This window comes from Paenibacillus sp. FSL P4-0184 (assembly GCF_038004625.1).
Classification (GTDB): Bacteria; Bacillota; Bacilli; order Paenibacillales; family Paenibacillaceae; genus Paenibacillus_AQ.
This window is the reverse complement of sequence record NZ_JBBORN010000001.1, coordinates 2,590,059-2,606,052: the sequence shown is the minus strand read 5'-3', so window position 1 is coordinate 2,606,052 and position 15,994 is coordinate 2,590,059. Positions and strand designations below refer to the sequence as shown.

10 protein-coding genes are annotated in these 15,994 nt (G+C 41.5%); all 10 read right to left on the bottom strand.

Annotated features, from left to right (window positions below):
• Window positions 1–184: 184 nt before the first annotated feature.
• Window positions 185–1,387: a methionine adenosyltransferase gene (metK, locus tag MKY52_RS11240; protein WP_042192431.1), complete on the bottom strand. Its 1,203-nt coding sequence runs from the start codon at window positions 1,385–1,387 to the stop codon at window positions 185–187.
• A 344-nt stretch (window positions 1,388–1,731) separates the two neighbouring features.
• A complete protein-coding gene (locus MKY52_RS11235; protein WP_042192433.1) occupies window positions 1,732–1,998 on the bottom strand; it encodes an alpha/beta-type small acid-soluble spore protein in 267 nt (88 codons plus the stop codon).
• Between the two features lie 153 nt (window positions 1,999–2,151).
• Window positions 2,152–2,688, bottom strand: coding sequence for a hypothetical protein (locus MKY52_RS11230; protein ID WP_341051401.1), 537 nt, complete (start codon window positions 2,686–2,688; stop codon window positions 2,152–2,154).
• Between the two features lie 85 nt (window positions 2,689–2,773).
• A complete protein-coding gene (locus tag MKY52_RS11225) occupies window positions 2,774–5,440 on the bottom strand; it encodes a hypothetical protein (protein ID WP_341051400.1) in 2,667 nt (888 codons plus the stop codon).
• A 633-nt stretch (window positions 5,441–6,073) separates the two neighbouring features.
• Entirely contained in the window at window positions 6,074–6,415 is a 342-nt protein-coding gene (locus MKY52_RS11220; RefSeq protein ID WP_042131350.1) for a hypothetical protein, read from the bottom strand.
• A 219-nt stretch (window positions 6,416–6,634) separates the two neighbouring features.
• Window positions 6,635–10,597 carry an S-layer homology domain-containing protein gene (locus MKY52_RS11215; protein WP_341051398.1) on the bottom strand — a complete coding sequence of 1,321 codons (3,963 nt, stop codon included), beginning with the start codon at window positions 10,595–10,597 and terminating at the stop codon, window positions 6,635–6,637.
• A 159-nt stretch (window positions 10,598–10,756) separates the two neighbouring features.
• Window positions 10,757–11,884 (bottom strand): glycosyltransferase family 4 protein, encoded by a 1,128-nt coding sequence (locus MKY52_RS11210; RefSeq protein WP_234530644.1) that lies wholly within the window; start codon window positions 11,882–11,884, stop codon window positions 10,757–10,759.
• A gap of 116 nt (window positions 11,885–12,000) precedes the next feature.
• A complete protein-coding gene (locus tag MKY52_RS11205; RefSeq protein WP_341051396.1) occupies window positions 12,001–12,756 on the bottom strand; it encodes a WecB/TagA/CpsF family glycosyltransferase in 756 nt (251 codons plus the stop codon).
• 6 nt (window positions 12,757–12,762) lie between these two features.
• Window positions 12,763–13,899 carry a polysaccharide pyruvyl transferase CsaB gene (gene csaB / locus MKY52_RS11200; protein ID WP_341051395.1) on the bottom strand — a complete coding sequence of 379 codons (1,137 nt, stop codon included), beginning with the start codon at window positions 13,897–13,899 and terminating at the stop codon, window positions 12,763–12,765.
• Complete coding sequence (locus MKY52_RS11195; RefSeq protein WP_076285657.1) at window positions 13,875–15,911, bottom strand: DUF5693 family protein; 2,037 nt, start codon at window positions 15,909–15,911, stop codon at window positions 13,875–13,877. The genes csaB and MKY52_RS11195 overlap by 25 nt, the downstream gene beginning before the upstream one ends.
• Window positions 15,912–15,994 lie beyond the last annotated feature (83 nt).

The following is a 15,994-nucleotide window of genomic DNA, read 5'->3' as shown; positions in this document are numbered from 1 at the left end:
TCTCAAACCATACTAACGTCTTTATGTATATTCTTATATTTCGGTTAAAGGGCTTACAAAGTTTAGTAGTCTACTTCTCTATGATTAGAATCAATAGTAATTCTATCCATTACAAAAAAAGCCCGCAGAGCTGACACTAAGTGCCAACTTGCGGGCTTAACGAATTATAAGAACATATAATTAACTACAATCCTGCTTGACCTCTGAGTAATTCCGCTTTATCTACGCGTTCCCAAGGAAGATCAACATCAGTCCGTCCAAAATGGCCGTATGCTGCAGTCTGTCTATAGATCGGTTTACGTAAATCAAGCATAGAGATAATGCCTGCAGGACGAAGATCAAAGTTGTTGCTGATCAGTTGAACCATCTTTTCCTCACTGATTTTTCCTGTTCCGTATGTATCCACATTAATCGAGACAGGAGTAGCCACACCAATGGCATAAGCAAGCTGGATCTCACATTTATCAGCTAGACCTGCAGCTACAAGATTCTTCGCCACATAACGAGCTGCATAAGCCGCAGAACGGTCCACTTTAGTTGGATCCTTACCAGAGAATGCGCCGCCGCCGTGACGAGCATATCCGCCATACGTATCAACGATAATCTTCCGTCCAGTCAAACCGGCATCCCCTTGAGGACCACCAATAACAAATCGTCCTGTTGGATTAATAAAATACTTAGTTTCAGCATCGAGCAGTTCTGCAGGAACAACCGGCATAATTACATGCTCTTTAATATCAGCCTGAATTTGTTCAAGAGAAATTTCTTCCGCATGCTGTGTAGATACTACGATAGCATCCACGCGTACAGGCTTCTCATCTTGATATTCGATCGTAACTTGTGTCTTCCCGTCAGGACGCAAATATTCCAAGGTTCCGTTCTTACGAACTTCAGATAAGCGACGAGCAATACGGTGAGATAAAGCGATCGGTAACGGCATCAGTTCTGGTGTCTCATTCGTAGCAAAACCGAACATTAGGCCTTGATCACCCGCGCCAATATTTGCCGTTTCTTCAGCCAATTGTGCTGGATCACGGTGCTCTAGAGCAGAGTTTACACCTTGAGCAATATCAGCTGACTGCTCATTAAGTGAGCTCAATACTGCACAAGTATTATAATCGAAACCATATTTTGCACGTGTGTAGCCAATTTCTTTAATGGTATTGCGTACGATGGCAGGAATATCTACATACTCAGATTTGGTACTGATTTCCCCGATCACCAAAACAAGACCAGTTGCTACTGCTACTTCGCAGGCTACACGTGCATTTGGATCATTGGCTAAAAATGCATCCAATACCGCATCGGAAATCTGGTCACAGATTTTATCCGGATGCCCTTCCGTCACAGACTCGGAAGTAAACAAATGACGCCCTTTAATAGACAAGTATAACAACCTCCCTTATGGTTAGTCTGACACTGTATAAGGAGTTCCTTAATAATCACAGGCCAAATTAATAAAAAAAATATAAAACAAAGAAACTCAGGGGCCTGTTCTTTTTATGAAGGATGATTGCAGTATTTCATGTTTATATTCACTAAACTCTTCAAAAAAATGAACCTTTCCCATATGGAAAAGGTCTAAGGCTTTCCTCAAAAGTCATATTATCTTATTTAGGAGGTGGTGTCAATTACTCCGAAGCCCCTCCATCACAGTATAAATATTGATTCCACAGTATTAAAAAGTAATATCAGATAGGATTAATAAGAATTCTTTCACCCCTGATATTATTAAAGAAGAGACTGTTCGGCTTGCTTAATGAGTCTCTTCGTGATTTCTCCGCCAACAGAGCCATTATCTCTTGAGCTAAGATGTCCAAGATACTGGCGACGGCCAGAACCACTACCTCCGATTGCTCCTAATTCAGAAGCAAACTCTGTGTCTGCTCCGCCTCCATAATGCGCTCCATATAAACCAAATTCAGCTGCAATCTCATATTGCATTTGCTTCAGCATTGCCCGACTTTCCGGTACCACTGTACGATTGTTACGTGCCATGTTACAGCACCTCCTGTGAATTTGTAAGATTACAGGAATATTGTGCGTCCAACAGCTACTCTTCAATCGCGCCAATGATTTGTAACTTTGGAAATCAGTTTGAAGGTATGATTAAGTACTTTTACGGGCATTATGAATATATATTATTACAAATTATTTTAGTGTATATCCACCACGAACCATGACAACAAGGCCAAGAGTTTGTCCTGATTGCACAGTAATACCACGACCATCACGAGGGAAAGATAATAAATGGTTAGTCGGTGCAGCTACTCCATTGGCAAGATCTTTACCATCCGTTAAATCAGCAACACCATTTGCATCCTGAGAGTAGATAACCGCTTTACCCGCACGAACGATAAATTCAGCGCCTGCGGAAGCAATTAAGGTTTGTCCTGGTTTCACATCGACAATTACGGATTCATTACTGCTAGTAGTCGGGTTTGTTGTAGCTGTTGGAGCTGAGCTTGGACTCGGAGTAGCTGTAGCTACTGGAGCGGTACCTGTACCACCTGTAAGTGCTTTCTGAATTTGCTGATCAACATAGCTTTTGGTAACCACTGGGTCATCTGCTGTTCCAGGCTGTGAACCCACACCTGCACCTTCAGCAGTAATATTCAACAGAGATCCTGCCCATACACCACCAGCCAGCAATACAGCTGCTGTTGATACTTTCCATACCGATTTCAATGAAATTCCTCCTCTTATGGGGGTAAATGCCTATAAAAAAAGAATAGCCTCCGAAGAGGCTATTCTGTGCTTCGAAGGAAGCTAATTATCTTACAGTTTGTTTGTTACCTTTAACAATTGTAAGACCATCGTTATCAGCAGATTTAGCATTTTCCTTAACTTCAACAGTCAAGGAATCAACAGTATTCAAATCTGTGATTACTTTACCGTTAACAGTAAGTTTCAACAATACTTTACCTTCTTCGCTACCAGTACCAACAGTTGCATCTACAACTGCTTTAACTGTATCCTTACCATCCAAACCTACAACAACATCGAAGTCACTAGGATCAACAGTCTTAACATTACCTGAGAATGTCAATGTCAGGTAAGTAGAATTGCTGTTAATAGCTGCTTCAGTCAATTTAGGAGCAGTTGTGTTCTTAATATAAGGATTTGCAGTAGCTGCAGTAGTTGTATCCAGTCCGTTTCCTGCTGCATCAGAGATACCAACAACTTCAAACTTGTAGAAGTCAGATTTTGTAATTCCACCTACTGGAATGAATACATTCACACGAGCAGTAGCTGGTTTAGTAGCAGAATCATCTTTACCGATTGAAGCTACAATAGGATAAGAGCCGGAAGGTAGAGCTTTACCGCCTAGAACATAGCTGCTAACATCACGAAGTGAAGCTACATTCAAACCAACGTTGTCATTAGCAGTTACTGTGAACTGATGGTATCCAGGTTGTGAGGAAACCAACTCATAAACTACAGAAGTAACTGTAGGTCTCTTGTCATCGTTAGTATTGATTTTTTCAGCTGTAAGATTAACAGTTGCTGCGTCGGAAGCATTAGCTGCTCTAGCTTTATCCTTCACCAATCCAGCAGTCAGACGAACTGTGTAATCTCCACCCAAAGTAGTGCTAGTCTTAACAGTTACTTTTGCACCTTTAACAGTCATATTAGCTTGAGTAATTGGTGAACCGACAACAGTACCTGTGGATTCATCAATGATGCTAACAGATCCAGTTGCAAGTACAACATCTTCACTGAAAGTCAGTACAAGACCGCTAGAACCATAAGTAGCAGATACTACAGTTGGAGCAGTAGTGTCTTTAACGAAAGTAACTGCTTGAGTCACAGTGGATCCAAGAGTGTTACCCAAAGTATCACGAACTGCTGCTGCAAATGAAAGTGTACCAGTGAAAGTTCCGGATGATGGGAAATTGAAACCACTAGGTACTTGAAGTTTAATTGTGTCGCTATCGTCAGTTGTAACAACGCTCATGTTACCAACTTTATCGCCGTCAGCTTTCAACAAGGAAACATTACCCTTGAAGGACGCAGCGTTAACTTTTTTGTTGAATTTAACTTTTACATATTGATCGCTCTCAGGAGTAACGCTAACGATCGTAGGAGCAGCAGTATCAGCTACTACAGTTACACTTGTTTTAAGCGAGCTTGCAACGTTACCAGCAAAGTCAGTAACTTTGTTAAGCACTACATCATTAGCTGTACCAGTTTTCAGTGCAGTATTTGTAGTCAATTTAAATGTATCAGCGGATTCTTTGGATACAGATACAGCAGAACCATTAACAGTAGCATTAAAGCTATATTGTTTTACTGGCTCGCTGAATTGTACGAATACTTCTTTAGTAGAATCTTTAGCAACAGCATTGATAGCTTTAACTGTTGGAGCTACTGTATCAGCAACTGTCAACAATGTAGTGTAAGTAGCAACTTTAGTTCCAGCTGATGTCAGAACGCTGTCACTTACTACTACTGTGTATTGACCCTTCAAGTAGTCAGTATCAACTTTGTCAAGAGTGATTGTCAACTCGGTACCAGCTTCATTCAAGCTTGCAGCTGAACCAACAACAGTTACAGCAGATCCGCTTACAGGTACTACCTTAACAGTGTCAGCAAGCAATTTGCCATCTTCAATCACAGAATCAGCGCTAATTACACGGTTGAATTTAACAACAACTTGTTTAGCGTTTGGAGCTTCTACGGAAAGAACCTTAGGAGCTGCCAAAGTTACTTTAGTTGTGTAGTCGTGATTGTTATGTTTGAAGGAAATTGAAGTTTCAACGCCTTCTACAAGTGCAGTAGTCAAAGTTACAGTAGTAGTAGTTTTGTCAGAGAAAGTTACAACTACGCTAGTTGGGCTTACTGCTTCAGCAGAAGCTACAGTAGGAGCTGCTTTCAATTGATCAACTGCATAAGCAGTTTCAACTACCAAAGAACGGCTAGCGTTAGCTTTGAAGTTAGTGTCTTTAGCAATCAGACCAGCATTGATTACCGCTTGAGCATAACCTTTAGCCCATGCAGATGCAGTGTTGTCAGATGTAGCTGGTGTTTCAAGTTTCAAAGCGCGGAACAATACAGCCGCTACTTCTTCAACTGTTACTTTACCGTTGTAGTCGAAGATACCTTTAACAGTATCTTTACCTTGCATCAAGTTAGCTGCAGTAACAGCTTCGATGTAAGGAACTGCCCAGTTCTTAGCGTTGTAACCTTTGTCTTTGTAAGACAATTTGTTAGTTACTTCAGTAAGATCGAACAATTTAGTAACGATCTTCGCGAATTCAGCGCGAGTAAGATCTTTTTCAAGGTGAGCTTGACCATCTGGGTACCCATTGAGAATACCTTTTGCTGCCAAAGCGTCAAATTTTTGTTGCGGAGTTGCTGCTGCGTCACCAAACGCTACAGAGGCAAACATCGAGAATGCCATTGCTGTAGATAATGCTACGGATAAAATTTTCTTCATAACCTTTTTTTCTCCTCCTTGGACGTTCATAAACTGAGATTTTTCTTTAGTTGAGTAGCTCGTGTCACTCATTAGCCGATGCACCCCCTTTCCAGAGTTGAGCAAATTAAGTATAAATAATGTCTGTGACGGGTATCACAGAAACTGGTAAACAATGATCAGGACATGACAATACTAGATTCCTAATTATACCTAAGTATTATACAATGTGCCTCAAGTCACGTAAAGCTAATTTTTCCATTTTGTTAAATTCGCTTTACCACCGGTTAATTTCAACTGCCTGTGTAAATGACTCTACACCTTAAACGCAGAAGATTTGGAAAAGTTGCGGTTTCTCAAAAAAAATCTTTTCTTTTTTTGTTTTCCGGTACAATCCCAATAGAAGATACATATGTATGTTCTACTAACTATTGTTAATCATGGGTTGCCACGGAAAATAGTATACCATAGTCGTTTTCTAAACGTCATTATGCAATATTTACTAAGTATCATTAACACTAGTGCCATTTATTTAAACATTCCTACAAAATTTGAGTATGAAGGAGCGGATCTCCCTGATTTCTCAAATCACCGTACATGCTGAATGCAACAAAAAAGCGCCGTTGCCGGCGCTTGCTTCTATTACAGTAGGGTCTAACGAATCTTCATAGATAACTGGATCAATTCCTGACGCTTTTCAGGACTTGAGTTTACATTGTCATACATTGCATCAATAGCTGCGCGATTCTCGCGGTAGCTCTTCTCATGTTTAATTGTAGTATGAGACCATTCGATCAGAGCGTTCTCAGCAACGACAAGCTCATTGTAAGAATCATGGAATCCTGTAGCCTGCACAAGCTCCTCCATAACCTCCTGTGTAATCTCCTGTAGTGCCCGCTTAGCCGCAATTTCCTTTTCTAACACTTTTGCTCTATTCTCAAACATATTCTTGGCTTTCATGTAATCCAACTGTGCTTTTGCTAAAATCGGTTTCATGGTTGGCTTTCACCTTTCAGAAAATAATATTTTCTAAGTTATTGTAACGTAAATCGAAGCAGAATACAAAATATATGTCTCTGGTAAGTTTACACTTTTCTCTGAGTTGACTATTATACAACTGTAAAATTGGTTGAGATTAAACAATTAAATGGAATGAAGAACGACCAATCCGCAGATATTTCTTGCGAAATTGGCCGTTTTTTTAATTCTAACGCATTAATTAAAAGTTTTCGGGAAAATACTTGTGCTCTTTTTGAGCAGTTCTACAGCAATCTTACCAGCCTCTGCACGTGTAAGCTTACCTTTTGGATTAAAATTATATACTGGCTTCTTTTGCCCTGTAATCGTCACTGCGCTGCCTTCCATGATCTTAGCCTTGGAAACTGCCTCAATAGCTGGCCGAGAGTAAAAATCCATATTACCGGTGTCTACAAAAGATTTAGATAGACTGGTTAACAACTTATTGTCGTTTATAGACATTTTCAGCTTAAGTGCCCGAGCGATCATCACAGCCGCCTGTTCTCGCGTAACAGGTTGATCCGGACCAAAGAAACCATCGCTTAATCCAGTAATAATACCAGCTCTTGCTGCTGTCTCAATATGTTTGAAGTCCCAAGTTGTAGAAACTGCTTCAGGTACAATATCGAAGAACGTCTGCTGATTATTATTATAATTCAATGGAAGGCTCAAGCCCTTCACTAACAACGTAGCGAATTCTCCACGTGTTGTTGTATTATCAGCACCAAATTGGTCAAAACGCAAATTCTTCATAATGCCTTTAGAATAAAGACCATTCAAAATATTTCTTGCCCATGGGTGATTGGTAATATCGTTATATCCGCGACGAAGCTTCATTACAGTGTAATACCCAAATTGATCAAATGGCACCGTGATGGTGTGTTTCTTTGTGTCCACTTCTCCGCCAATATTCTCCCATTGTCCTGAGTCCGTGTAACGGAATACAGTGATTGTGGAACCAACCTCATCAACAATATTTGGATTAAAGGTTAGTGTAAGATCACCTCGCTGGGATGGTACAATCTTGCGTTCAGCTTCAATTTGTGTGAAATTACCTTCTATTGAGTATGGAGCAATCCCGTTAGTAGCCGGTTTATAAAGAGCAGTACCTTTTGTACCTCTTTCTCCCAAACCTCCGCTAAGCCAATAAATATCGGATACACGTGAGAAGTTATTAGTTTCTACTGTTGAATTAAATCGTAATACAAGATCTGAAGGGATCAACAACGTACTCAAGCCACCTGGAGTCCGTGCATCAGCATCGACGTTAATAGTATTGCCATAATCATTTTTACGTTCAACAACACCATCCAATGGATCAGCAATACCGAACAATAGTTTTGTATCTGGATAGTACTTAGCTGCACCTGAGGTAGTATAGCCTTTCATAAGTGTACCTTTAGGGAAGCTCAGCTCTAGTCCCTTATTAAACGCACTATACTTCGTTGCAACTTTCTCAGCCATATACTGCGTATCTACTTGAACGGCACTCGCATAATACACGCTTATCGTATCACTGAGAGTAGAATCAGCGCGAACAATTTGAATTTTAATTGTTGTGGCTTTATCTGCTTTTAAACCTACATAATCCAGTGTGAAACGATTCGGCAGATCAGTGCGCTTTTCAGCTTCATATTTATCAATAATGACTTTTGTAGCACCTTCAGCCTCAATATCAAAACGAACAAAGTTTTTGTTAACGACGATCTGTTCACCTACGGTTGCCACCGGGGACAGTATGCGATAAGGAGAAACTTCACGAACAACTTCCAGACGCTGGTTCGTACGTGCACCAGTGTCATTAATTAATTCGAGATTATATACAATGCTTCCAGCGGTTTCTGCTGGGATATCACGAATTCGAAGCATAAATTCCGTGCTGTTACCGGAGAAATCATAATAATATTTTTGATTATTATAGGTGAATTCATTTAGCTTCCTGTGTCCAGAAGCATTTCCAGTCAAAACTTCACTACCAAAAGAAAGGAACAGGTCTGATCCTTGGTACAAGTTAAGCTTAGTAGCCGCCCCGCCTCTTAACACCAAATCATATTTAGTTTGGCTGGTAACAAATTTTTCATCCTTATAAATGAACTCAGACGTCAATCCAAGAATGTCATTAAGTTCTTTATCTGTATAATCCTTCACTAAATCATGAGTAAAATCGACCCGTCCCTTAGATACAGCCGGATGGAACTGTGACAAATTAGAGACATTCGTATCGATGATATAAATCCGTAGCTCTTTACGAATCTCTCTTTTATTTCCCGCTTTATCCATCGAGGTTCCAACAAACACAATCTTGTTCTCACCATAAACTAGTGGACCTGCGGAGGATATAGGTAAATCAAAGGAGAACTTTGGATTGGTCAGCGTTACTTTAAATTCATATCCATCTGGTTTTGCATTTGTTTTTATTTTATCGTTTGATATACCATTAATAAAAAATTGAGGATTACCGATGCTTTCAAATCCAATATATTCACCAGAAATAGTCATACTATTAGAGCTAGTAGCAGAATTAAAAGTATAGGTCTGTCCATCATTCAAATTAGCTACATAGATATAGTTCTTAGAAACATAGGCGATATCGGCATTATAAAAAGATTGAGACCCCGAAAATTGAAATTTTACTTTTTGCTGGCCATTAGAGAAGCCCTCAACTTTATACACCTTTTCATTAGCTTTTAAACCTGTGACATTAGACTGTTCCGTCAGGACTAGCGAAGCACCCAGTGGTAGGTAAGAACCCTGCAATATCGCTCCTGCTTTTGGGGCAACATTTGTTTTCACCAAAACATAGAAATCAGGTTTTTCAACCTGCGATCCATTCAACGCTAGTTTGGAAACGGAAGAAATATCAACACTTGTAGCTTCTTTATATCCTGAAAGATAAAACATATCTGTAATCACAGTCTCATCTTTCAGATATTTATAACTTTCTTTGGTTGACGTCTCGTAAGAACCATATTTAATGGACAGTACCACGTTGCCTGATCCCGAAGTAAGGGTAAACGGCGATGTAGTTATGAAAGAAACCAGTCGGTATTGAGGTGTAACACCATCTGGACCTGGAATAACTATTTCCTTCTGATCTCCAACGTTCCCCTCCACAGGTGCATAAACACCATCAGCAGAAATCGTGTATGATTTCAACACTTTAACCGGAACAACCTGATCATTTATTTTGACTGTATGATCATCTTCAAAGGATTTATCACTTGCGCTATAAGGTAAAAGAACTTGTCCTATGATATTTGCAGTAGTATCTGAAGCAGTTAGTGTAGGAATATTTTCAAGAATGTTATGAGCTCTATAATTCGTTCCATCACCATGATAAATTTGTAAGTCAGTAAAAGGTCTGTTTGTATTAAAGTAATAAATTGAGCGTTTTATTGTAATCGAGTCCGCTGCATTCTGCACAACGATCTCCAAAGTGTTTTCCCCTGATTTAAGCGTTAATGCTGGAGTGAAAAATGTACCATCCTCAAGTAGCGAGGTTTGCAGTGATGATCCTCCATTCAATGAAACACCCACTCGAGTTGCATTGGTCACATTACCTTGTAGCGTAATCTGTTGATTAGGAACAACAACCTTAGTTCCCTCATTCAAATTAATCGCGGAAGGTCCACCTCCAAGAACTTGTAGAGAGGAGATATAAGGAACCTTATCATAAAGAACATAAAATGATTCTGAGCGCTCTAAAGTACCTTGCATTCCAGAAAAAGTAATCTTATTGTATCCTGTAAACAATGTGAGCCCACTAGCAATAAAACGGTTAGTAGGATTTGTAGTATCAGTGGTTACTGCGCCGGTAGTCGAGTGGGTAGCATCTGTAACCCATTTACTACCACTTTGAGTCAATTGCTGTACAGTGACTTTCATTGTAGAAGTTGTTACCTGTGCATACGTACCGGTAATCGAAAAATTCGGATTGCTTGTCTTATAAACGGTTTGTCTTGAAATATTATATACGGCATTCGGATCGGTATCCGGTACAATCTCCTGTTTCAGCTCAATTGTATTTCGCAGCGTGAGATCATCCGGACTGAAGTATGTCGTGGTAGCCGCTGCCGCTATCGGCGTGTATTTACCTGGGAACATAGAAACGATCAAAGCCGCCAGCATCAGCCAAACGAACGGTCTCTTAAAGCGTTGCATGTGTTATATCTCTCCTTTGAGTATAAGTTCTCGTAAACCTTCACTTTGTTCTTTATCGGTCATAAGTAGCGATATTTTTAGGGAAAATAACAAAAAACTCATCCGAAATCGGATGAGTTTTGTTATTTATAGAAAAATTTAGAATAATTGCTTAGGCGCTTAAGACTTAGAGCCTCTTTCCGGATTAGCCTTCATACGCATTCTTAAAAAGAAATTAATCACTGGACGTTTAGTCTTACCAATCAAGCCTGTAATTTCAGCACCGATTTGCAAGAAGAAGAGCATGATACAGATAACCACGAACGTAACCCAGTTCGCTTCATAAAGAGCTGCGGATGATTGAATGACAGCTAGAATACCGAAAAACGCAGCAATACCATAAATAATGAGTACAGTCTGGCGATGGCTAAAGCCAAGCTCGCGTAGACAGTGATGCAAGTGACCTTTATCTGGTGCGAAGATTGGTTTCTTTTGCAGCTTACGGCGCACGATCGCAAAGAACGTGTCCGACAATGGTACACCGATAATAAGCAAAGGTGTAATAAACGAAACCACTGCAATCTGTTTAAATCCTAGCAAAGCAAGTAATGCCAAGCAAAAGCCTAAGAACAGTGAACCCGTATCACCCATGAAAATCTTAGCAGGATGGAAGTTAAAGAACAGGAATCCGATGATGCTACCCAGAAGCAACAAACACAGCATTGCCACCATGGTGTTTCCCATCACGAAAGCCATTGCCGCAATCGTAGCAATTGCAATTCCTGATACACCAGCCGCAAGCCCGTCCAGCCCGTCGATCAGATTAACGGCATTGGTAACACCGACAATCCAGAAAATCGTAAGCGGGATAGCAATCCAGCTCTCCAGTGAGGAATACGTATTGTTAAATGGAATATTCACAAAATCTACAGTAATACCAAAGCCGAAAACAACGATACAGGCTGCGATAATTTGGCCCAGTAGCTTCACTTTTGCTGATAATTCGAATCGGTCATCGAGTGCCCCGATAAGTACAATCAGTCCGCCACCACATAGCAGCGCTTTGATGAAGTTGACCTCCCGCGGAGTGAACTCGTATGGAATAATCGGCAATACGGCAAGCAGGCCTAACACAAACGCTAGAAAAATAGCTAATCCGCCAAGGCGGGGCATAATTTTCGTGTGCACTTTACGAGCATTCGGCACATCTGTTGCACCAATCTTAATGGCGAATTTCTTCACCAAAGGTGTGAGGCCAAGTGCGAGTCCCATGCATACGATAAATCCAGCGATGTATATGATTAACATTTGATCAGTCGACCCCCATTTCTCTACCGCATTGAATTATACGCTGTTACAAAAACAAATTCCAATCCTTTATTTAGGCTATTTATCTCATTTTCTAGGTGAATATCGGCATTTTGCTAGACTTTTGTTACTTTATCTTTCTCACGCACCACTTTTAATGCGAATTTCGGCAGTGCAAGCATTCGTTTGTACCGTGTAGGCTCTTTTAGGAGACGGTACAACCATTCTATTCTCATTTTTTGGAAGGCTATTGGCGCTCTTTTGCTCTTCCCAGAGATCACGTCAAAGCTGCCGCCGACCCCCATCATGATCGGAACGCCCAGTTTGGACTTATATTTAGCAATCCAAGGTTCCTGACTATCTGCACCTCTAGCAACAAATAATAAGTCAGGATTAGCCTTAACAATTCCAGCCACAATTTCTTCATCTGCATCCGGACCAAAATAACCGTCGTGATATCCTGCAATGATAACACCCGGATATTGCAATTGTAACCTTTCAGCGGTTTCCCGAATCACTTCAGGCGTAGAACCTAGGAGATATACCTTCCAACTATAGCTTTCACCCTGCCGCATCAATTCATGTAACAGATCATAACCTGCTACCCTTTCTGATACCGGCTCATTACAATAATTAGCAGCCCATACAACGCCTGTCCCATCGGGGACAACCAATTCAGCCGATTTCATAATATCCATATAAGCTGGATCTTCCAGTGCAGCCATAACCATAATTGGATTAGCTGTAATCACTTGATGCGGGATACGGGTATGAACAGCCTCCGTCAAATAGGCAACTGTTGCTGCCATATCAACTTTCGAGACTCTAATTCCAAAAATAGGAACTGTAGGTACCGCGCTTTCTGCTTTCACTTTAGATCATCCTTTATGGTGAAAATATTCTACGATTTGCCGAGCTGGTGCCTCTGCTTCTTGAATCAACTTGGAAATGACATCTTCCCGTGCCGCTCTCCATTCCTGTCCTGTGTTCAAAAGATGAACAATCTCGGCAGCAACATGTTCAGCATCAAGTGTGTTCGTTGCTCCAACAGGATAGCACTGGATTCTGTCCAGAAAATGATCGATCTTCGGATCATAAGAAATACCAATCAGTGGAACACGTCTTCCAGCCGCATAAATCAAGCTATGAAGTCGCATGCCGATCAGAACATCGCATTGTCCCACTTCCCGTAGCATATGCTGCGGGTGAATAGCATCCTCACATATACTGATCTGCCCACCATGCTCGATTATGATTCCCTTCAGCTTCTCCATCATATAACGTGAAGCCTCATTGTCCGAAGGGGTGTGAAAAGGGAGAAATCGCAAATGTAACGGAACCTCACGGTTGGCCTTAATCAAGCCTTGTGCAAGAGCCTCCAGTTCTCTGCGGTCTTGCTCCCAAAAACGTACCGATATCCCAATCACCGGAAGTGAATCAGATAATTCTGAAGATTGTGTAGTAGCATCCGTGTCCTCTGGCAAAGACAAGCCCATAACCGGGTCGGGAACAACCTCTATCTTTTTCTGTTCCAGTCCCATAGATAGGAGAAGCTCACGGGATTGTTCATCCCGCACAGATATATAAGTACATTTACGAAACACGGATTTGATTAAAGGGTGAAAAAGCTTGCGATTCACTGGCCCGATACCTTGAGCATAGATAAAGGTTGGTCTCCCCATCCACTGCGCAAGCTTGATAATACCTAAATAGTAAGGAATACTCTTACTACCTGTGACATCCTGCAGCAAGCTGCCCCCACCGCTGATCAGACCAGCGCTCTCATAAATCGCTTGACGGACTTCAACAAGCTTCATCCGGTGCACGGATTTCACTCCGTATGTGGCGCTCGTCCACTCAGGATCAATGGACAGCACTATAGGCTCAATGGATATACCCAAAGCTTGAGACTGTTTCTGCAGTGCAATTAGAATGGACTGCAACACCGCCTCATCTCCACTGTTACGGAAACCATAGTAACCAGAGATAACTATCTTTTTAGGAGTGGCGACCATCGTTTCCAACACCCTTCTGCAATCTGCCATACGATTACGGCAATTATACCAATGATCAGTCCGAGTCCAAGACCGAGCAATCCACGAACCAGCGAGATCAGAACAGGTGAATGAATATGTGCAAAGGTATCCACCATGGAGAGCTGACCAATTACGGCAATGATCATGATAAATGCTGCATTCCGATATCTAAAGGCCAGGAATGCACCAAGAATTAATAACGGATGTGCGAGCAAAAACTCTTTATTACGCGGCCGGACACCAACCGTATTCTCTAGGAATGTACGGAAGGCCATTTCTAGAGGTGTTACGTTACCACCATTTCCAGTACGGCTTAAATAATACATACCTACGACCCCAAGAACCATAGCGGCAAGAACCATAGCTAATGTGATTGGTGTACGCAGCAGCTTACCTGTCTTGTTAAAGACAAACTCTCCACGATAGAGGAGTACATAAAGTGCTACAAGACCGATAGGCGCCATATGGAGCAGACTAACACCACGGAACTGGTCCAGCACTAGGCTGTAGGTTATATTGTTGAGCAGTGCGATCACGAAAGGTACAGCGCTCAAAGAAATTAATGAAGTCTTCAAATAAAGCACCAGACTATGCGTAAACCGACGTTGCGGGCTCATAGCCTTATAGGTAAGGGTATTGTTCCGTAGCGGAGGTCCCATTTCATTGACCTTACGAATGGCAAGTACAACCGCCAGGGTTGGTGCACTTATCGCAGCCGCTAGCGCCAGTGCCTGCTCAAATAGCTCTGGTTTCAAGACCAGCAGGCCTGCACTTCCCAGTAATCCTAGCACCCATGCTGGGATCGTAAGCCATGGAATAAAGTAAGAAATCAGCAGCGCTACTAATGAGACTGCGCCAACTACCGCAACTAGCTTGAAGTAACGCTGATAAGACGAATCTACAACCTCAAAAGCCGTAGCTTGTCCTAACTTAAACCCATTGTCTTTGATCTGCTCAACGGCACCACCAGGATCACTCAGACTCGTGACAAGGTTGTCTAGCGTATCTGTAATCTGTGCCTTAGCTGTATTCCGTGAAGGAATTGTATTTAAATAAATCATGCGGATATTGCGATCCTTTGTTGCCAGCGCGAAACGATCTGAGATCACTTTTGGATCTAAGGCAGAGTCCCCTTCGCTAAGGGAGTATAACCGTGTTACGTTATAGTCCAGCAAATAAGCAAGCTTGTTAAAACCCTTCTGCTGCTTCTTAATATTTTCAATTGCTGCAATTCCGATTCCACGTTCCTTAAGGAGATTTGCAAAGTCAGTGATACTAGCCGTATCGGCATCATCATTAAACCCTTTAACGGACTCTCCCTCGAATAGGATTCGTTTTACACCCAATTCTTCATAACGATCTAACAACTTCTTAACTGTTGCTTTATTATAAGTCAAAGAATCCACAAGACGCGGTACAATGGTGAACCCTTTGTCATGCAGCATCTCCAGTGTAAATGGATCCGGCTGAAGTGGCTTCAGTGTAGCATCTTCTATTGGAGTCTCAATAATAAGACCTTGTTGTCCGCGGAAACTCCATTCCTTCGAAGTAATCCCAAGATTACCGAATGCCTCTTTAATGACAGGCGCCAGGGCCTGGTAGTAATCAGGATTAGTAAAAAGAACATAAGTATAGTTCTCATTCACCGGAATGATTGTATCCGTAAGATTAGCGATATCAGCCGCACCCCACATCATTAGACGACGTGCCTTCCGATAATCTTCCAGCGTGCTTTCGTAAATCGCCATACTCTGAACACCAGCATCTTTTAGACGATCTAACTGTTCGGAAATATAATCCTGCGGATTTGCACGATAGCTTGCTACTTCAACTAAATCACGGTAATCAAATACAAATTCCACTGTCTTGGAAGACTTCTCCGTCTGCAGACGGTCATAGACAACTGGCAAGGCAGCTAAAACGCCAACCACAACTATGATCCACAGCCACTTTCGGGAAGAAATATTCCAACGTTGCCATTTTTGCTGCACCAAAAGTACCTCCTCTTTCACTACAAAACTCTTTTTACAAAAGTAGAAACGGATCGTCATCCTTTTAGAGACGGTACCCGTTT